This window comes from Variovorax sp. 22077 (genome assembly GCF_052044195.1).
GTDB lineage: Bacteria > Pseudomonadota > Gammaproteobacteria > Burkholderiales > Burkholderiaceae_C > Variovorax > Variovorax atrisoli.
Map to the genome: position 1 here is coordinate 1 of NZ_JBQEQC010000033.1, position 18,515 is coordinate 18,515.

Genomic DNA, 18,515 nt, shown 5'->3' on the forward strand with positions numbered 1-18,515 from the left:
CCGTGCTGGCACTCACCGCCACGGCCGGCTCGGAGGTTGCCGCCGACGTGATGAAGCACCTCGGGATCCCGCGCAGCGGGCTGATCGACACGGGTGCCTATCGCGCCAACCTGCACTTCGCGGTGGAGCAGATGCAGCACGAGGACGACCGCCAGCGACGCATCGTGGAGGTGGTGCAGGAGGAAGGCGGCAGCGGCATCGTCTACGCAGCCACGGTGAAGGCCGCCGAGCAGGCCTTCGAGACTCTCCGTGCGCGCGGCGAGTCGGTCGCGCTCTATCACGGCAAGTTGGGAGCGCGCGAGCGTGACGACGCACAAGAGCGTTTCATGAGCGGTGCCGCGCGGGTGATGGTGGCAACCAACGCCTTCGGCATGGGCATCGACAAGCCCGACATCCGCTTCATCGTTCATTCCCAGATGCCGTCGAGCCTGCACGCCTACTACCAGGAAGCAGGCCGCGCCGGCCGCGATGGACAGCGAGCACGTTGTGTTCTGCTCTTCCACGCCAAGGACCGTGCGGTTCAGCAGTTCTTCCTGGCCGGAAAGTATCCCCAGCTCGAGGACCTCGATGCGGTCTATCGCCGGCTGCTCGCCACGCCGCCTGCCCACGAGAGCTGGACCTCGACCAGCCTCCTAGCCGCTTTGGATCGCCCGCGCAGCAGGATGCAGGCCGCGGTGGCGCTGCTGCGGCAGGAGAAGCTCCTGCGCATCGGCCGGCGAGGAGAGATCTCGCTTCGACGGGAGGCAGTCTCGGGCGCCGACCTGGGCAAGATGCTGGCCGCCTACAAGGAGCGCCGGGTGCAGGACCGGGAGACGCTCGAGCGCATGCTCTCGTACGCGCAGTCGGGTCAGTGTCGCTGGCAGATGCTGCTGGCCGATCTGGACCCTTCGGCCGACGCGAAGCGCTGCGGCACATGCGACAACTGCCGTCGTATCGCAGCCCACGAGGCCGCGCTGGCGCAGCCGATCCTCGTGAGCACGCAGTCGACAACGGCGACTGCGGACAGGGCGCAGAGCTCTTCGACGACGGCGCCCGCCCGACCGCCGGTGCGTTTCGCCGAAAGCGATCCGGTCAAGGTCAGGCGTTTCGGGGCGGGCGTCGTCGTCGCCTCGACGGAGGGATCCATTACCGTGGCTTTCGAGGATGGCACCCAGCGTTGCATTCACCCGGACTACGTCACCCGCCGCCGCGTGCCACGAAAGTCGGCGGGCTCCGATCCCGGGACGGAGGTCGGTGCGCTCTTGGCCGGTGGCGCTCCGGCGCGCGGCCTGCTCAAAGCGAGCATGCCGGCCTGAGTGCATTGGCCGGGCGATGTGTCGCCTCGGAGCCGAGGCCTCGACAGCATGGCGACGCCGGGCTCAGGTCGGACCTCGGCGATGCCGCGCGCGTGAAGTGCGGCGCCTGCCGCTCAGCAGTGAGCGGAGCATCGCGAGACCCCCCACCACGATGACCCGCGAAGCGATCGCCACGATCAGCTCCTTGCGCTCCACAGCCGCGTGCGCCTCCGAAGGTTCGCGCAGGCTCCGGGGCGTTCGTTCGACATCGTCCGTTCCCGCTTCGGCCTGGCGCGCTGTTTCCTGGGTGGCAGCTTGTGCCTTGCTCGCTGCCACGGAACCGTGCGCATGGGCGTAGACCTTGGTGAACTCCGCGCCGAGCAGGAAGATCTGCGCCGCGTAGTAGACCCAGGCCAGCAGGACGACGAGCGAACCTGCCGCCGCAAACGACTCGTTGACGCCGCTCTTGCCGAGGTACAGGCCGATCAGCACCTTGCCGATCTCGAACAGCACCGCCGTGACGGCCGCGCCGGTCCAGACATCCCGCCAGGCGATCGGGGCGCTTGGCATGAACTTGAAGATCATCGCGAAGAGGACCGTCAGGATGGTGAGCGACACCAGCAGGTTGAGGCCCTGCAGCATCAGCTCCCATCCCGGTACGAGGTTCGTGCTCCAGGTGCCGAGAGCGGCCAGGGCGGCACTCACCACGAGGGAAACCATCAGCATGAAGGCCAGGCCCAGGATCAGTCCGAACGACAGCACGCGCGCGCGCAGGACGCCCCACACGCCGTGCGGCTTAGCGCGCTCCGGCACATGCCAGATGCGATCGAGCGCGCTCTGCAGTTCGGCGAAGACCGTGGTTGCTCCCACGACAAGCACGATGATGCTGATCGCGCCGGCGATGAGTCCCCGCTCGGGCTCGCTGGCACTTCGGATCAGGCCTTGCACGGCGAGCGCGCCTTCCTCGCCCACCAGGCCCGACAGCTGCGCGGCGATCTGGCCCTGCACGGCCTCCGTGCCGAACAGCGCGCCCGCCACCGCAATGACGATGATCAGCAGCGGCGCCAGCGAGAACATCGTGTAGTACGCGATCGCCGCTCCCATGCTGGGCGCCAGATCGTCGATCCACGCGCTGATCGCCTCCTTGCACAGAGGCAGGAGGCGGACTGAGCGAGGGCTGCCTGATGCATCGGCTGCCGGGAGAGGCGTTGGTGTCATCCGCTGGCCTTCCCCGCAACGTGCGCGTGACGCTGAAATCGGTCCATGGCTGCATGATGCGCAGCCGAGCGACTCACCCCGTAGGAGGGCGGCGGCAGCGGGCGTCGGGCAGCACTGCGGCCGGGGACATTGCTCACTGTTGGATCCGGTGCGCGAGGTCAGCCTCAGTGTGTCGATGGCCGGTTTCCGTCGTTGTCGCTCCCGGCGCGTCCTGCGCATTCAGTAGGGAGGGCATCCGTGAAGAAGCGGCCGCCAAAGGTGGAGCGTCCAGGGGCAAGGCACGCGCTCGAGCGGGCTGAAAGCCTCCGGGCCAGCGCGATGGCTCCGCAGGATATGGCCTCAGGTCGACAGGCTCTGTGCCTTCAGGAAATCGACGAATGCCCGCAGCGGCGCCGGCATGTGCGTGCGGCTCGGGTAGTAGAGAAAGGGCCCCGAGAAGCTCTGCCACCAGTCCTCCAGGACCGGCACCAGCGTGCCCTTGTCGATGGAAGGGCGCAGGTACTCGTCGAAGGTGTAGATCACGCCCAGGCCCGACTCGGCGGCATGCAACTCCAGGTCGAGCATCGACGCGATCAGCGGTCCGCTCGGCGTGATCTTCACGGCCTTTCCCTTGCGCACGAAGCCCCAGGCCGCAAGCACGCCGCTCGGGAAGCGGTGGCCGATGCAGGCGTGCTGCAGCAGGTCGGTCGGGTGCTTCGGCACCCCGTGCTCGGCGAGGTAGCCCGGTGACGCCGCGGCCACGAAGCGCTGCGTGCGCGGACCCAGGGGCACGGCGATCATGTCGCGGGCGATGCTCTCGTCGTAGCGCACGCCGGCGTCGAAGCCCGCTGCGAGTACGTCGATGAAGGTGTCGTTGGTCGTGATCTCCAGCGTGATGCCCGGGTGCGTGCGCAGGAAGCGGCTGGCCAGCGGCGGCAGCACGCGCTGCGCCACGATGGTCGGTACGTTGAGCCGCAGGGTGCCGGTGGGGCTGTCGCGAAAGCTGTTGAGCGTATCGAGCGCGCCGGCGATGTCGTCCAGCGCGGGCGAGATGCGATCGAGCAGCCGCTGGCCCGCTTCGGTGGGGGTCACGCTGCGTGTGGTGCGGTTCAGCAGGCGCACGCCGAGTTGTGCCTCGAGCCGCCGCATGGCCTCGCTGAGCGAGGAGGGCGACACGCCGCGCAGGGCGGCCGCGCCCCGGAAACCGCGCGCGCGCGTGACGGCCACGAAGGCGCCCAGGTCGGAGAGATCGGGTTCGGTCATCGGGTAATTGTGCGTTTTTCCGCACAACCCGTGCAGTCTCGGGCGGATTATCGAACGGGGTGTTTGCTTCCAGACTACCGCCATGCCGCTCGCCATCGCGTCCGGCCCCTCTGAAAGGACAGATCCAATGAACACCCTCCAACTCGGTGCCACCGGCCCCAAGGTTTCCGCGATCGGCCTCGGCTGCATGGGCATGTCGGGCATGTATGGCCCCTCCGACCGCGCGGAAAGCATCGCCACCATCCACGCCGCCATGGATGCGGGCATCACGCTGCTCGACACCGGCGACTTCTACGGCAGCGGCCACAACGAGATGCTGATCGGCGAAGCGCTCAAGGGCCTGAAGCCCTCGCAGCGCGACGCGGCACTGCTCAGCGTGAAGTTCGGCGCCATGCGCGATCCGGCCGGCGGCTGGGTCGGCTACGACGCGCGGCCCGCAGCGGTGAAGAACTTCGCCACCTACTCATTGCAGCGCCTGGGCGTGGATCACATCGATATCTACCGCCCCGCGCGGCTCGATCCGAACGTGCCGATCGAGGAGACGGTGGGCGCCATCGCAGACCTGGTGAAGGCGGGCTACGTGCGCCACATCGGCCTGTCGGAGGTGGGCTCGAACACCATCCGCAAGGCCGCGGCGGTGCATCCGATCAGCGACCTGCAGATCGAGTATTCGCTGATCTCGCGCGGCATCGAGGACGACATCCTCGCGACCTGCCGCGAGCTGGGTATCGGCATCACCGCGTATGGCGTGCTGTCGCGCGGCCTGATCAGCGGGCACTGGAAGAAGGACGCCGCGGGCGAGAAGGATTTCCGTGCGCACAGCCCGCGCTTTCAGGGCGGGAATGTGGAACGCAATCTCGCACTGGTCGAGGCGCTGCGCCGGATCGCCGACGCGAAGGGCGTGACCGTCGCGCAGATTGCCATCGCCTGGGTGGCGGCACAGGGCGACGACATCGTGCCGCTGATCGGCGCGCGGCAGCGCGCACGGCTTGAAGAAGCGCTCGGCGCGCTGGCCGTGAAGCTGGGACCTGACGATTTCGCGGCCATCGAGCGCGCGGTGCCCAAGGGCGCCGCCGCCGGCGACCGCTATGCCGCGGCGCAGATGGCGAGCCTGGACAGCGAATCGCGCAGCGCCTGAACGGCGCCCTCCACGCAGACGCAGTCAGCCAGGTGTCTGCCCGACCTCGCCGGCAAACCAGCGGAAGATGTTGTTCTGGCTTCGTCTTCCGTTGCTCAGCCGCACGAACAGAAAGCCATGCTGCGCATTGCCCATGGCGTCGACCGGTATGCCGGCCGCCCGCAACGCGGTGAGTTCCGCGTGGGCTCCAATGTCGAGGGGTAGCTTCAGGGTCACGGTTGCGTTGTGGATGGTTCGTTTGGACATGCGCTGGCTTCCTCACCGTGGATGCAGTGGAATCGCAAAGCGCGGTGTCTGGAATCCCATGTTCATAGGAGGACCGGCGAGAGGTCGCGCAGCGCCGCAACCCGCCGCGGCATGCCAGCCAGGTGCGCGGCTTCAGGAGAGGCTCCCGATGCCTTTCAGGTGCCCGGGTAGTGGCCCGCCGCGATGTCTTCGAGCAATGTCGGGTGCTGCGGCTTCCAGCCCAGCAGTTCGCGTGTCTGGGCACTTGAAGCCGGTGCGTCGGCACCGAAGAACATGCCGATCCAGCCGAAATGCGCGGCCGCAAGGTCCGAAGGAATCGATTGCACCGGGACGGCCAGCTGCTGCCCAAGCGCAGTGGCGATCGTGTGCGCGGTGATGGCCTCCTCGGCGACCGCGTGGAGTATGGACCCGGGCGCAGCCTTGTCGATGGCAAGCCGCACCAGCTTCGCGGCATCGAGCCGGTGGACCGCCGACCAGCGGTTCTGGCCGGTGCCCAGATAGGCCGAGACACCCTGAGTGCGCGCGGTCTTGGCCAGCGTTGCCACGAAGCCGTGGTCGCCGCCGGCGCCATGGACGGTCGGCGCAAAACGCACCACCAGGGATCGGATGCCGCGATCGGCCAGGCCCAGCGTGTAGGCCGCATTGCCGACGCGGGGATGCACCGCCGGGTCTGGCATGTCTGCCTCGGTGCCGATGCGTCCCGGCGCCAGGCCGAGCGTGCCCGAGGCGATCAGCAGCGGGCCGCCAGTGCCCTGCAGCACCTCGGCGAAGGTGTCGATCGCCGCGCGATCGGTTCGCGCAGCGTCGGCCATCTGGGAAAAGTCGTGCTTGTAGCCCAGGTGCACGACGCCCTCGGCGCGGGCGGCAGCAGCGCGCAGGCTGTCCAGGTCGTCGAGCGAGCCGTGCGTCACCTCGGCTCCCAGGGCCTTGATCCTGGTGGCGGCCCCGTCGTTGCGTGCAAGTCCGATCACGTGGTGTCCGGCCGCGATGAGCTCGGTGACGCTGGCCGAGCCGATCCAGCCGGAAGCGCCGGTCACAAGGATGCGCATGGATGTCCTTTCGATGTCATTGAGTGACATCATTGTAGGCCTATGATGTCACTTTGTGTCAACACCATGAGGAAGCGACGATGGGGCGTTGGGAGCCGGACGGCGAGGGCCGTCTTCGGATGGCGGCCATGGAACTGTTTGCGGAGGTCGGCTACGAACAGACGACCGTCGCCGCCATCGCCGAGCGCGCAGGGCTCACTTCGCGCACGTTCTTCCGCTATTTCGCCGACAAGCGCGAAGTCCTCTTCAGCGGCTCGGAAGTGCTGCAGGCGTCGATGGTGGCGGCGCTTCGAAGCGCGCCGGTGGATGCCACGGCCATGGATGCGATGGCGTTCGCGCTGCAGGCACCTGCCGATTTCTTCAGCGAGGACCGCCGCGACTTCGCTCGCCTGCGCGCCTCGGTCATCGCCGCCAATGGCGAACTGCACGAGCGGGAGCTCATCAAGCTGGCGAGGCTCTCCGCGGCGCTGGCTGCGGCGCTGCGCGCAAGAGGCATCGGCGAGCCCGACGCGAGCCTCGTGGCAGAGGCGGGCATCGCCGTCTTCCGGGTGGCATTCGCGCAGTGGGTCGGGCCGTCCGAGAGGCGCACGTACAGCGGCATCGTCGGTTCGCTGCTGGCGCGACTGAAGACGCTGGCGGCGCTTCATTGAGGTTGGCAGGTCCGTCTGCCGGGGCGATGGCCTGCGGTCGTGCAACGAATGAAGGCCGCTTCCCGGTGCAGTGCCGTGGTACGGGCCATATCGCGGCGCCCGCGCTCATCTCCAGGTCGGCAGAGATCGAAAGTCGGCGGGCTGTGTAGGACGGCGCTGTCCGTCGCTGGCGCTCGCTCGCGGATTGCGGTGTTTCGGAGATACGCTACCGTCTGCCCAATCTGCTCGCGAAACCCAGAAACCCATCATGCCCGCACTGCGCCCCATCGCCATCACGGTCGTCGAAGACGCACAAGGCGCCTACCGGTGGCGACTGATCGAACTCGACGGCGACGGTTGGCGCGTCCTGCGTGAGCAGTCCCGGTCCGTGCGAAGCTACAAGACTGCCATGGCGGCGGGCCTGCTGCAGTTGCAGGGCATGGTTGACGATCTCGACGTGGGCCCCGTCGAGGAAGAGGCGAAGACCGCACCAGTTGCAAAGAAAGGAGCGAGCTTCGGGTTCGGCTTCGGGCTTCCGACGGTCGACTGACACTGCGCCATGGCAGGAGAGGGCGCGGTCGAAACCAGGCAAAGAAGGCGTCCGGATCTCGAGCCGACCCGAAATCCATGCGCCAGATTTCATTGGCTGGGTTGAATGTTGGCTATCGCGGCTCGGCGGCGTTGTCGCGCCGGAATCACAACAACGCCGCACGCTCCCCGATGAACTTCCTCAACCATACCTGTGCAGGATGCGTGTCACTGCGTCGATGCCAGATCAGGTCGAATTCCACTCTAGGCAAAGGGACCGGAGGCGGAAAAAGGACGAGCTTCCGGCCGGTTTGCGCGTGAAGGGCAACGCGTTTCAAGACGGTGGCCGTCATGTCCGTCTTGGCCACGATGGCTGGCACGGCGAACATCTGTGGCAGGGTCAGCGCAAGCGTGCGCCTCTTCCCCTGCTGTGCGAGTGCCTGATCCACGATGCCGTGGAGTTCGCCTTCGGGAGACACGAGTACGTGCGGGAGCTCCAGGTAGTTCTTCATGTTCATCCCACGCCTGGCTGCCGGGTTGCCGTGCGCGACGATGGTGACGAATTCATCCTGCAATACGGGGCGCATCAGTATCCGAGCGTCTGCATGGGTGGGCGGTACACCGACGGCGGCGTCGATGAGGCCCGCATCCAGCAGGTCGACTGCCTGATCCCGGTCGTTGAACGCCTGCACGTTCAACGACACGCCGGGCGCGGTCTTTCCAAGCGCCTGCAGCAGTGAAGGAAGCAGCGCGAACGCTGGATAGTCGGACAGCCCTAGCTTGAAAGTGAACGACGCCTTCCCGGGCACGAACTCGGGCTTCTTCACCAGTGTCGACTCGAGCTGTTGCAAGGCCCGCGCAATCGGCTCGGCCAACTCCCTTGCGCGTGCCGTGGGCGTCAAGCCCTCGGCGCTGCGCATGAACAACGGGTCACCGAATAGTTTTCGCAACCTCGAAAGGGCTGCACTCATTGCGGGTTGGCTCACGCCAACTTGCGTCGCGGCGCGCGTGACGCTCTGCTCGTTCATCAGCGCGTCGAAGGCCACCAGAAGGTTCAGGTCGATGCCATGAAAATCCATGCGACGAATAAAAAGATATATCAGATATTTGTTGGACGGATTCTAGGTCGGTGCCCAGAATCGCGCCATCTTCAACAACTGGCGAAGCCCAGCCATGAGCACCCTGCCTACCGAACACACCGAGCGCCTTCGCATCGAGCGTCAGGCGGTGGAAACCTTCTACCGTGCCTTCTCCGACAAGAACCCCGACCTCGTCGATGAGGTTCTCGCGCCCAACTGGGACGACATTCCGCTTGCTCCAGGCCAGGGCCCCGGGCCAGACGGCATCAAGCCCATCATCCGCAGCGTCGTTCAGGCATTTCCCGATGTCAGGATCACCGTCCACGACATGGTCCAGGAGCCCGGCCGTATCGGCGTCCGCGCGGAGATCAGCGGCACGCACGAGGGCGAACTGTTCGGCATTGCTCCGACGGGCAAGAGCGTCGGTTTTCGCCTCCATGAATTCCACACACTCGTCGACGGGCGTCTGACGGCGACCTGGCACATGGAGGACTGGTTCGGTCTGTTCCTTCAGCTCGGCCAGTTCCCACCGCAAGCCTGAGCCCGGCTTTGGAGATATTCAAATGAAAACTGCATCCATCAATGCCTTCGGCAGCCCCGACGCCGTGGTGATCGGGCAGCGCCCTGTGCGCGCAACCAACCCCGACGAAGTCCTCGTGCGTGTGCAGGCCGCGAGCGTGAACCCGCTGGACGTGAAGATGATCGCCGGCCACATGCGGCAGGTCTTCCCCGCGGAGCTTCCCTATGTGCCGGGAACGGATTTCAGTGGGGTCATCGAGTCCGTCGGCGCCGAGGTCACCGCCGTCAAGCCGGGCGACCGCGTCGTCGGACGCACGACTCCGAACGCCGGCGGCGCCTTTGCTCAGACGGTGGTGGTTGCCGTCGATGATGTGTGCATCATCCCGGCGGACATGAGTGCCGAACAGGCGGCGGCCCTTCCAACCGCCTTCGGCACCGCTCAGCAAGCCCTGTTCGATTTCGGTCAACTGAAGCGCGGGCAGCGCGTGTTGATTCATGCGGCGGCGGGAGGCGTGGGCAGCATGGCCGTCCAGCTGGCTCGCCAGGCGGGCGCCCACGTTGTCGCCACCGCGTCGGCAAGGAACACGGATCTCGTCAAGAGCCTCGGTGCGGACGAAGTCATCGACTACCGGACGCAGGACTTTGCGACAACGCGCGACATCGACCTCGTGCTGGACACCATCGGGGGAGACACGCTGGCGAAGTCCTGGTCCGTGCTGCGCGCAGGCGGGCGCATCGCAACGCTCGTGGAGTTCGAAATCAAGCCGACCAATGGACACCACGGCGAGTTCATCTTCTTCGCAAGCGCGTCGCCTTTTCTCCCGCGAGCCACCCACATGTTCCAGGTGGGGCACCTGCAGGTCATCACGGACTCCATCTTTCCGTTGGAGGAGGCCCGATCAGCGCTGGAAAAGGTAGCCACCGGACATGCCCGCGGCAAGGTGCTCATCCGCGTCGACAACTGACCCGTGGCCGCTCCTGTGGCAAGCGATGCGCAAGTGGCCCTGGGCAAAGGAACTACGGCACAGGATTGCGCCTGGGCATGGTTGGCTCTAGACAGCGCGAGGAAGACGGACGCGCGAGGTGGAAGCTATGTAGATGCCTGGTCGATCACGCGCTCGATCAGACCTGCGATGGCGAGCAAGTAGTCGTCGTCGTACCAGCGTCCCGCGAGCTGCAGTCCGATCGGCAGGCCGTTCGAGCTTCTCCCGCAAGGCATCGACAACGCCGGATGCCCGGTGAGGTTCATCGGGTAGGTGTACGGATACCACGCGCCGCGGACGGTGCCGGCGGGTCGGCCTGCAATCTCGATCTCGCCGCTTACGTCCATGTCGATGGGAAGCGGGGGCGCAGACACCGTTGGAGAAACCAGCACGTCGAAGCGGTCGAGCAGCGCCTGCAACTCGCCAAAGCACCGGGTCTTGGCGAAGGTCGCGTCGTGCAGGTCCACCGCGCTGTGGCGGCGCCCCTTCTGCACCGCGTCGATCAACGTGGGGTCGAGCCGTGCTCCGAAGCGCTCGAGGTTGGCACCCACGCGTGCGGCCAGCATCGACTGCAGCACCACCAGGAAATGGCGCTCGAGTGAGACGAAGTTCAGCAGCACGTCCTCCACGATCGCACCTTCGCGTTCCATGGCCCGCACGGCGGCGGTAGTCACAGCTTCGACCTCGGGATCGACCGGGTTACCCGCCGTGGGGAGCCACGCCACGCGCAGGCCTCGCAGCGAAGCTGGCGCTGCACGCCGCGGCATGGGTCCTCCCAAGCCATAAGGGTCGCGCAGATCGAAGCCTTTGATCACGTCGAACAGCAACTGCGTGTCGGCGACGTCGCGCGCCATCGGACCGGTGAAGGAGTTCGCGGAAAACAGATCGGGCGCCTGCAGGTTCGGCACCACGCCGAGCGTGGCCTTGAGTCCGACGATGCCGCAGCATGAAGCGGGAATGCGGATCGACCCGCCGCCGTCGGTGCCCAGCGCGAGCGAGCCCATGCCTGCGGCCACGGCCACGGCCGCGCCGCTGCTCGAGGCGCCAGGGGTATAGCGCGGATCGATCGGGTTGAGCGTTCGTCCGAAGATCGGCGCGGCGGCCACCTGCTTGTGGCCGAACTCCGGCGTGGTTGTCTTGCCGATGAGGATGGCGCCAGCCGCCTTGGCGCGTGCCACGGCCACGGCATCCTCCTTCGGGACGAAGTCTTGGTAGATGGCCGACCCCATCGTCGTGCGCACGCCCGCGGTCAGCGTGAGGTCCTTGACGGAGTAGGGCACACCATGCAGCGGTCCGAGCATCTCGCCCTTCATGACCGCCGCCTCCGCCTGACGTGCGGCTTCGAGGGCCTGCTCGCCCGTGACGGTGATGAAGGCATTGAGTTCGCGCCGCCCCTCGATGCGATCCAGTGCCGAGCGCACAGCCTCCACGGAAGAGGCCTTCTTGTTGCGGATCAGCACGGCGAGATCACGCGCGTTGTGGTCCATCAGGTCCATGTTCGTATCCTTGGAGCAGCAGGTATGGAAGGCTCAGAGCATCCAGCGGCCGCCGTCGATCAGCAGCGTCTGGCCCGTGATGAAGCGTGCTTCTTCGCTGGCCAGGAAGCGCACCGCGGCGGCCACGTCCTGGGGCGAACCGACGAAGCCCGCCGGGGTGTCGGCGACGATCCTCTTCAGGACTTCGGGCTTGAGCTTGTCATGTGCACGTGTGCGTATGGCACCGGGGCACACGGCATTCACCGTGACGCCATGCGGGGCGAGCTCGCGTGCCAGCGAGCGTGTGAAACCGATCACGCCCATCTTCGCGGCGGCGTAGTCGGCGAGGCCCATGTCGCCAGCGAAGGCGGCGTCGGTGCTCATGTTGACGATGCGCCCGAAGCCGCGGGCCTTCATGCCCGGCGCGGTGCGGCGCGAGGCACGCATCGTCGTCAGCAACGAGACCTCCAGGACGAACCGCCAGGTGGCCTCTTCGGATTCGGCGAACAGGCTGCCGCGATCGCGCGCGCTCTGGCCGACGTTGTTGAAGAGGATGTCCACCGGCCCCATGTCTTCCTCGACCTGGCCAAAAAAGGCAGAAACCACTGTGGCGTCGGTGCAGTCCCCTGTCACACGCAGGCAGCGCGCCGCCATGTCCGGGTGCGCAGCCAATTCCCGGCTGAGCGGCGCGCAGTCGAGGTCCAGCACGGCGACGCGAGCGCCCTTGTCGAGGAAGTCGAGCGCAGTGGCTGCGCCGATGCCCTGGCCGCCGCCGGTGACGACGGCGATGCGTTGTTCGAGGCCCATGCCTGCCGCCTCAGTGGAAGGTGCGGCCGCCATCGACGGCCAGCGCGGTGCCGGTGATGTAGCTGGCGCCGGGACCGCTCAGGTAGAGCACGGCCTCGGCCACTTCCTCCGGCGCTGCCACGCGGCCGAGCGCGTAGCGCTGCCGGATCTCCTCGAGTGCGCCCTCTGGATCCTCGCTGCGTTCGTAGCTGCTGCGAAACAGCGGCGTGTCGATGGCGCCGGGGCACACCGCGTTGACGCGGATGCCATCGGCCGCCGCCTCGATGGACAACGCCTTGCCGAACATGATGACGGCCGCCTTCGTCGCGCAGTACGCCGTGCGATTCGGCAATGGCCGCAGCCCCGCGCCGGAAGCGATGTTGACGATGCTGCCGCCTCCGGCCGCGCGAAGGTGCGGCATGGCGGCTCGGCACGTCAGCATCGGGCCGGTCAGATTGACAGCCAGCGTGCGGGCCCATTCGTCGTCGCCGGTCTGCTCCAGCGGCTTGAGCGAATCGATACCGGCTGAGTTCACCAGTGCATCGAGGCCGCCCAGCCAGTCGACGGCATGGTTCATCGCGGCCATCACGGCCTCCGAGTCGGTGACGTCGCACACCAGTGGCAACGCGGCGTCACCCAGGGCTTCGGCGCTGGCCTGCACGCGGGACGCATCATGGTCAAGCAGCACGACCTGGGCGCCCCTTTCCACGGCCAGGCGAGCCACCGCGAGCCCGATGCCGCTGGCGCCCCCGCTCACGATGAAGCGCCGGGGGGTGGAGGCTGCGGTGTTCATGCCGGTACGGCCCGGGTGGCCGCCTTCAGGCGCGGGCGCATGTCATCGGAGATGCGGTCGCAGCGATCGATCCACACCTGTGAGTGCGCCAGCGCATGCTCGATCAATCCTTCGAGCACCTTCAGCCGGGACGGCTGGCCGATGATCTGCGGGTGCATGCCGACCATCATCATGCGGTCCTCGGCGTAGAGCATGTCGAACTCGCTCTTCCACGCCTCCAGCGCGGCGGAGGGCGCCTGCAGCGTGCGGCCAGGCAGCGTGATCGAGTATTGAAAGAAGGGCGCGTCGTCGAGCACCCAGCGAAAGGGCAGTTCCACGATGTCGGTGCACTCGCCCCCGATCTCCAGCAGGTAGGGCGAATCGTCGTCGAAGAAGTTCGAGGAATAGTCGAAGCCGTATTCCTTGAGGAGATCGAGCGTGATGCTGCTGAACTCCGCAGCCGGAGAGCGCCAGCCGCGCGGGCGGGCGCCTGTCAGGCGCGTGAGCGTCTCCATGCCGCGTTCCATCTCCTCGCGCTCCTCTTCCGGGCTGAGGCTGACGATCCAGCGGTGGCTGTAGCTGTGATGGGCCACCTCATGGCCCCTGTCGACCACCTCGCGTACCAGGTCGGGATGCTTGTCGGCCACCTCGCCGGGGATGAAGAAAGTAGCGGAAATGCCGTAGCGCGCCAGCAGTGCGAGGATGCGCGGCATGCCCACCTTCCAGCCGTAGGCGCCCTGCGACATCAGGATGGGCCGCTCGGCGTTGGCCGGATCGCGTCCGGTCCACATGGTCTCCGCGTCGAGATCGAAGGTCAGCATGAGCGGGAAGCCTTTGCTCGTGGTCGGCATCAGAAAACTCCTTGGCGGATGTCGAGGTGAACGACGTGAGGATGGGGTGGATCGACGAGGCTGGGGAGGTGTCCGGGCGCCTCAGACGTGCTTGTGGAAACCGGTCCACCGTTCGGCCAGCAGCAGCGCGATGCCGGTCGCCACAATCAGCAGGGTGGAGACCGCAGCCACGCTCGGGTCCACTCCTTGTTCGACGGAGGTGAATATCTTCACGGGCAGCGTGGTCTGGCTCGCCGACAGCAGGAACACCGAGACCGGCACGTTGTCGAGCGAGGTGATGAACGCGAAAAGACCGCCCGCAACGAGACCGGGCTTCACCAGTGGCAGCGTGACCAGGCGAAAGCTCGTGAGGCCGTCGGCACCCAGCACGCGGGCGGCATCTTCGAGCGACTCGTCGACCGCCGCAAGGCTGCTGAGGCTGGCGCGCACCACATAGGGCACCGTGATGACCACGTGCGCGATCCAGAGCCCGAAGGAGCTTCCACGCAGGCCGGTCAGCGTGTAGTACTGCAGCAGTGCGACGCCCAGCACCACCGATGGCAGGATCAGCGGCGCCATGAACAGTGAGGTGAGCGCCGTGGCACCGGGCAGCATGCGGCGGTGGATCGCATAGGCCGCGATGAGCCCCAGGACGAGGGCGGCAGCGGTCGAGGCACCAGCCAGCCACACGCTGGTCCACGCGGCGCTGAGATATTCCGGATCGCGCAGCACCACATCGAACCAGTGGAACGTCAGGCCCCTGGGCGGAATCGTGAGGTAGGCGGTCTTGCTGAAGGCCGCGAGCATCACGACCAGCACCGGCACCTGCAGGAACACCACCACCGCGATGGCGGTAGCCGCGAGCAGCGGCATCTTCCTGTTCTCGAGGTTCATGCATGACCTCCCCAGCGCCTGAGCATGCGGCTCGACAGGCCGATGACCACGAGCGTCAGCAAGATCAGGGTGAATGACATCGCGGCGCCTGCCGGCCAATCGAGAGTCTGCAGGAAGTCGTCGTAGATCAGGGTGGCCATCACCTTGTAGGTCGGGCCACCCAGCATGCGTGGCGTGACCAGCGCGCTGATGGTCAGGACGAACACCAGGATCGAGCCCGACAGGATGCCGGGCGCGCTCATCGGCAGCGTGACCGACCAGAACACGCGCAGCCGGCTCGCGGCCAAGGTGTACGCCGCAGCCTGCACGTCCTTGGAGACCGCCTGGATGGCTGGCACCAGCATCAGCACCATGAAGGGCAGGAAGATGTGCGACATGCCCACGAGCAGGCCGAACAGGTTGAACATCATCTTGATGGGCCGCTCGATCAGGCCCATGTCGATCAGCAGGTTGTTCACCAGGCCCCGATTGGCCAGCAGGGCGATCCACCCGAAGGAGCGCACCACGAGGTTCAGCAGCATCGGAAAGATGACGAGCATGGTGAGCGCGAGCCGCATCTTCGGTCCCGCGTTGGCGATGTAGCAGGCCAGCGGATAGCCCATCAGCAGGCAGATCAGCGTCACGCCAAAGCCCAGCACCAGCGTGCGCACGACGACCTCGCGGTAGTACTCGTCGGTGACGATGCTGGTGTAGTTGGCAAGCGTCCAGCCCGAGGAGATGCCGGCGCCCGGCTCGTACGGATGCAGGCTCAGCGGCACCATCAGCAGTACTGGCGCGACGAAAGCCAGCAGCAGGAGCAGCAGCAGCGGCGACGCCAGCAGCGCGCCGTTCGTCTTGCGCGTCGTCATGGCGCGGTACGCACTTCCGCAGGCGCGGCGGGCGTCACGTAGACATGTTGCGGGTCGATGCTCACGCGCGCAGGCGCGTCGACCGTCAACCCGGCATGCGGTCCGTTGGTGGCGGTTTCGGCGAGGAGTTCGATGCCGCCGAAGGAAAGCAGGTATTGCACGCGGGCGCCGATGAAGGAGCGCATGGCGACGCGGCCCGACAGGGCATGCGCGTGGGATGGAGGCGTTTCGCCGAAGCTGATGTCCTCCTGGCGGATGACGATGTCCACCGGGCTGCCGGGCGCCATGCCGTCCGCGCCGGACGCCGCGAGCACGGGACCGTCGTCGATCTGCACGCCGGCGTCGCCGGACGGCGTTCGCGCGATCCGGCCCGCGAGGCGATTCGGTCGGCCGATGAAGCTTGCAACGAAGCCTGTGGCAGGGCGGTGGTAGATGGCCTCCGGCGTGTCGAACTGCTGCACGACACCGTGCGCCAGGACACACACGCGGTCGGACATCGACATCGCCTCGCCCTGGTCGTGCGTGACGAACAGCGTCGTGATGCCGACGTCGCGCTGCAGGCGCTTGAGTTCGATCTGCATCTCGTCGCGCAGCGAGGCATCGAGATTGGACAGCGGTTCGTCGAAGAGAAGGATGCTCGGCCGCGGCGCGATCGAACGCGCCACCGCCACCCGCTGCTGCTGGCCGCCGGAGAGTTGCCGCGGCATCCGCGCGCCGAGCGCGGACAGGCGTACATCCGCCAGCGCCTGGTCCACGCGCCGCTTCAGTTCGGGGCCCTGCACGCCCTGGCGTCGCAGGCCGAAGGCGACGTTCTCGAACACGCTCATGTGCGGGAACAGCGCGTACGACTGGAAGACCAGCCCGATGTTGCGCTTGTTGGTGGGCAGCGCCGTGATGTCGCGGCCGTCGACCAGGATGCGCCCGCCGGTGGGCTCGATCAGGCCGGCCACCATGCGCAGCACAGTCGTCTTGCCACAACCCGAGGGACCGAGCAGCGAGATGAACTCACCATCGTGCACGTCGAGGGAGACCGACTTGGCGGCGGTATGGGAGGGAGGGCCCGGGTAGTGTTTCTCGAGTCGATCGAGCGTGAGCGCCGGCATGTCGGTCGTCCAGGAGTGGGTGTGCGAGGGGTCGCGAAGGCTTCAGCGGGCAACCTCGCGCTGCCAGCGCTTGGTCCAGTCGGGAAGCGACTTGGCCACGGCCTCCGGGTCGGGCAGCCACAGGTTGTCGAAGGTCTCCTTGTACGGAACGATCCTGGCGGCCTTGTCGCTGAGCTTGACCTGTGTGTTGACCGGGCCCGCGTACTTGCGTTCGGCGAAGCAGGTCTGTCCTTCCTTGGACAGCACCTCGTCGATGTACTTGAGCGCGAGTGCGGGCGACTTCGCGCCCTTCGGTATCACCAGCGCAGGCAGGATGCCCACCGCACCTTCCTTCGGGTAGACGATGGCCAGCGGCAGGCCCTTGTCGATGGCGGAGCCCGCGCGGTCGGGATACCAGACGGCCGCGGCGATCTCCTGGCGCTCGAAGAGCGAGACGATCTGGTCGGCCTGCGTGTAGAGCGTGACCGATGACTTCGCGATCGGCTTGACGGCCGCGAAGCCCGCGTCCATGTTCGCGAGCGTGCCGCCCTTCATGCGATTGAGCGCCATCAGGAACTGCGAGCCCGAGGTGCCGCTGATGTCGCCGATGGCGAGTCGCCCGTCGTACTCCGGCTTGGCGAGATCGGCCCATGAGCTGGGAGGCGTCTTGATCTGCTTGGTGTCGTAGACGATGACGGTCGCACCCGTCATGAACACCACGTATTGCCCGTCCTTGTCGAGCGCACGCGGCGAGATCTCGGCGACGTTGGCGAGCCTGCCTTTGTCGATGGTCTCCAGGAGCTTCTCGTTCTTGAGCTGCGCCGCGAGAGAGTTGTCGATGTAGACCACGTCGAAGTCGGACTTGCCGCCCGTCGCACGGATCGAGGCCGCGAACTGCGACGAACTGCCAAGCTTGAGCGAGACCTTCGCGCCGGTTTTCTTTTCGAACGAACTGATGTGGCAGGTCTTGGAGTCTTCGGCGAACGAGCCGCCGAAGATGCCGACCACGAGCTCTTCGGCGTGTGCCGCACCCGCGAGAACGGTGGCCACGAAGCCGGAGACGACACAACGCGAGAACGTGCTTTTCATGAAGAGCTCCTGTGAGGCGAGGGCCTGATGGCCGCGTCGGAATTCACTTTATCTTTCACGAAAGATAAATGCAAGGCATTTAAGATAGGTGCCAACCCGAGCCGTTTCGCTGCACCAGAATGGCGGTGCGATGGCATCAACCAGGAGAGAAAGACGTCATGCCGCACAAGAAGGAAGCATCGATCCGACGTTCGCCCCAAGCCGATGCGCGGCACCAGCGAGACGCCGTGGGAGCTGCCGAAACTGACTTCGTGGACCGGGAGTCACAGGCAAATGCAGATGCCGACCTGGTGGAGCGGGGCATACGGCAATGGCAACGCGAGCGTCCTGACATCGACAGCAGCGGCAAGGCCGTGGTTGGCCGCCTGCTCAGGCTGGAGGAAGTGGTGCTGCGCACGCTGAACCAGGTGCTGGAGCCCTTCGGTCTGAAATACCAGGAGTACGCCGTGCTCGCGACGTTGCGCGTTGCCGGTGCCCCCTACAGGCTCTCGCCCTCCCGCTTGCAAAGCACGCTGCTGTTCACTTCGGGCGGCTTGTCGAACCTGCTGAAGCGGCTCGAGAAGGAAGGATGGATCAAGCGCTCCATCGATCCGAACGATGGGCGGGGCGTATTGGTCAAGCTCACGGCCAAGGGAATTCGCTTGGCCGACGACGCGATGCCACGACATGCGGCCGCAGAATTGCATCTCCTGCGAATGTTCGATGCGTCTCAGCGCGACGCGCTGGCAACCCTGCTGAGCCGGATGATGACCGAGAATGCGCCGGAGACGGGGCCGATCCTCGGAGGGGGCAACCCGGCCGTTTCGACTGGCAGCCTGTTGCGCGACTGAGGCG

The 18,515-nt window shown here is 66.5% G+C and carries 20 protein-coding genes; 7 read left to right on the top strand and 13 right to left on the bottom strand.

The window, feature by feature from the left end; all coding sequences use genetic code 11:
* On the top strand, positions 1 to 1,295 hold a 1,295-nt coding region (locus tag ACTJLF_RS31510), incomplete at its 5' end, for a helicase-related protein (protein ID WP_440884633.1).
* Positions 1,296 to 1,358: 63 nt separating this feature from the next.
* Here the strand turns inward: ACTJLF_RS31510 and ACTJLF_RS31515 are convergent.
* Together ACTJLF_RS31515 and ACTJLF_RS31520 are read right to left on the bottom strand one after the other, a co-directional pair.
* Complete coding sequence (locus ACTJLF_RS31515; protein WP_440884634.1) at positions 1,359 to 2,492, bottom strand: YihY/virulence factor BrkB family protein; 1,134 nt, start codon at positions 2,490 to 2,492, stop codon at positions 1,359 to 1,361.
* 339 nt (positions 2,493 to 2,831) lie between these two features.
* Positions 2,832 to 3,734 (bottom strand): LysR family transcriptional regulator, encoded by a 903-nt coding sequence (locus tag ACTJLF_RS31520; RefSeq protein WP_132753128.1) that lies wholly within the window; start codon positions 3,732 to 3,734, stop codon positions 2,832 to 2,834.
* 127 nt (positions 3,735 to 3,861) lie between these two features.
* Between ACTJLF_RS31520 and ACTJLF_RS31525 the strand changes: the two genes are divergently transcribed.
* Positions 3,862 to 4,872, top strand: coding sequence for an aldo/keto reductase (locus ACTJLF_RS31525; protein WP_440884635.1), 1,011 nt, complete (start codon positions 3,862 to 3,864; stop codon positions 4,870 to 4,872).
* Between the two features lie 24 nt (positions 4,873 to 4,896).
* Here ACTJLF_RS31525 and ACTJLF_RS31530 read toward each other — a convergent pair whose 3' ends face one another.
* Both ACTJLF_RS31530 and ACTJLF_RS31535 read right to left on the bottom strand, forming a co-directional pair.
* Positions 4,897 to 5,118 carry a hypothetical protein gene (locus tag ACTJLF_RS31530; protein WP_440884636.1) on the bottom strand — a complete coding sequence of 74 codons (222 nt, stop codon included), beginning with the start codon at positions 5,116 to 5,118 and terminating at the stop codon, positions 4,897 to 4,899.
* Between the two features lie 155 nt (positions 5,119 to 5,273).
* Positions 5,274 to 6,167, bottom strand: coding sequence for an SDR family oxidoreductase (locus ACTJLF_RS31535; protein ID WP_440884637.1), 894 nt, complete (start codon positions 6,165 to 6,167; stop codon positions 5,274 to 5,276).
* Between the two features lie 128 nt (positions 6,168 to 6,295).
* Between ACTJLF_RS31535 and ACTJLF_RS31540 the strand changes: the two genes are divergently transcribed.
* Together ACTJLF_RS31540 and ACTJLF_RS31545 are read left to right on the top strand one after the other, a co-directional pair.
* On the top strand, positions 6,296 to 6,817 hold the full coding sequence (locus tag ACTJLF_RS31540) for a TetR family transcriptional regulator (RefSeq protein ID WP_240650145.1): 522 nt from the start codon (positions 6,296 to 6,298) through the stop codon (positions 6,815 to 6,817).
* A gap of 247 nt (positions 6,818 to 7,064) precedes the next feature.
* A complete protein-coding gene (locus ACTJLF_RS31545; RefSeq protein WP_126185631.1) occupies positions 7,065 to 7,346 on the top strand; it encodes a hypothetical protein in 282 nt (93 codons plus the stop codon).
* 145 nt (positions 7,347 to 7,491) lie between these two features.
* On the opposite strand, the gene ACTJLF_RS31550 is transcribed toward ACTJLF_RS31545, so the two are convergent.
* Positions 7,492 to 8,403, bottom strand: coding sequence for a LysR family transcriptional regulator (locus tag ACTJLF_RS31550; protein WP_440884638.1), 912 nt, complete (start codon positions 8,401 to 8,403; stop codon positions 7,492 to 7,494).
* Between the two features lie 94 nt (positions 8,404 to 8,497).
* Here ACTJLF_RS31550 and ACTJLF_RS31555 point away from each other — a divergent pair, with 94 nt between their 5' ends.
* Positions 8,498 to 8,944: an ester cyclase gene (locus ACTJLF_RS31555; protein WP_145759875.1), complete on the top strand. Its 447-nt coding sequence runs from the start codon at positions 8,498 to 8,500 to the stop codon at positions 8,942 to 8,944.
* Between the two features lie 22 nt (positions 8,945 to 8,966).
* Positions 8,967 to 9,887, top strand: a complete 921-nt coding sequence (locus ACTJLF_RS31560) for an NADP-dependent oxidoreductase (protein WP_440884639.1) — start codon at positions 8,967 to 8,969, stop codon at positions 9,885 to 9,887.
* 125 nt (positions 9,888 to 10,012) lie between these two features.
* On the opposite strand, the gene ACTJLF_RS31565 is transcribed toward ACTJLF_RS31560, so the two are convergent.
* The 8 genes from ACTJLF_RS31565 to ACTJLF_RS31600 all read right to left on the bottom strand — a co-directional run bounded on the left by ACTJLF_RS31565 (position 10,013) and on the right by ACTJLF_RS31600 (position 17,681).
* Positions 10,013 to 11,401, bottom strand: a complete 1,389-nt coding sequence (locus tag ACTJLF_RS31565; RefSeq protein ID WP_440884640.1) for an amidase — start codon at positions 11,399 to 11,401, stop codon at positions 10,013 to 10,015.
* 33 nt (positions 11,402 to 11,434) lie between these two features.
* Positions 11,435 to 12,187, bottom strand: coding sequence for an SDR family NAD(P)-dependent oxidoreductase (locus tag ACTJLF_RS31570; RefSeq protein ID WP_440884641.1), 753 nt, complete (start codon positions 12,185 to 12,187; stop codon positions 11,435 to 11,437).
* 10 nt (positions 12,188 to 12,197) lie between these two features.
* On the bottom strand, positions 12,198 to 12,959 hold the full coding sequence (locus ACTJLF_RS31575) for an SDR family NAD(P)-dependent oxidoreductase (protein ID WP_440884642.1): 762 nt from the start codon (positions 12,957 to 12,959) through the stop codon (positions 12,198 to 12,200).
* A complete protein-coding gene (locus tag ACTJLF_RS31580; RefSeq protein WP_440884643.1) occupies positions 12,956 to 13,789 on the bottom strand; it encodes a polysaccharide deacetylase family protein in 834 nt (277 codons plus the stop codon). The genes ACTJLF_RS31575 and ACTJLF_RS31580 overlap by 4 nt, the downstream gene beginning before the upstream one ends.
* An 81-nt stretch (positions 13,790 to 13,870) precedes the next feature.
* Positions 13,871 to 14,662: an ABC transporter permease gene (locus ACTJLF_RS31585; protein WP_126185624.1), complete on the bottom strand. Its 792-nt coding sequence runs from the start codon at positions 14,660 to 14,662 to the stop codon at positions 13,871 to 13,873.
* A complete protein-coding gene (locus ACTJLF_RS31590) occupies positions 14,659 to 15,510 on the bottom strand; it encodes an ABC transporter permease (protein ID WP_440884644.1) in 852 nt (283 codons plus the stop codon). Before ACTJLF_RS31590 ends, ACTJLF_RS31585 begins: the two co-directional genes overlap by 4 nt.
* On the bottom strand, positions 15,507 to 16,613 hold the full coding sequence (locus ACTJLF_RS31595; RefSeq protein WP_126185622.1) for an ABC transporter ATP-binding protein: 1,107 nt from the start codon (positions 16,611 to 16,613) through the stop codon (positions 15,507 to 15,509). The genes ACTJLF_RS31590 and ACTJLF_RS31595 overlap by 4 nt, the downstream gene beginning before the upstream one ends.
* Positions 16,614 to 16,655: 42 nt before the next feature.
* Positions 16,656 to 17,681 (bottom strand): ABC transporter substrate-binding protein, encoded by a 1,026-nt coding sequence (locus ACTJLF_RS31600; protein ID WP_354425182.1) that lies wholly within the window; start codon positions 17,679 to 17,681, stop codon positions 16,656 to 16,658.
* Positions 17,682 to 17,839: 158 nt separating this feature from the next.
* Here ACTJLF_RS31600 and ACTJLF_RS31605 point away from each other — a divergent pair, with 158 nt between their 5' ends.
* Positions 17,840 to 18,511, top strand: coding sequence for a MarR family winged helix-turn-helix transcriptional regulator (locus ACTJLF_RS31605; protein WP_126185620.1), 672 nt, complete (start codon positions 17,840 to 17,842; stop codon positions 18,509 to 18,511).
* Positions 18,512 to 18,515: the final 4 nt, after the last annotated feature.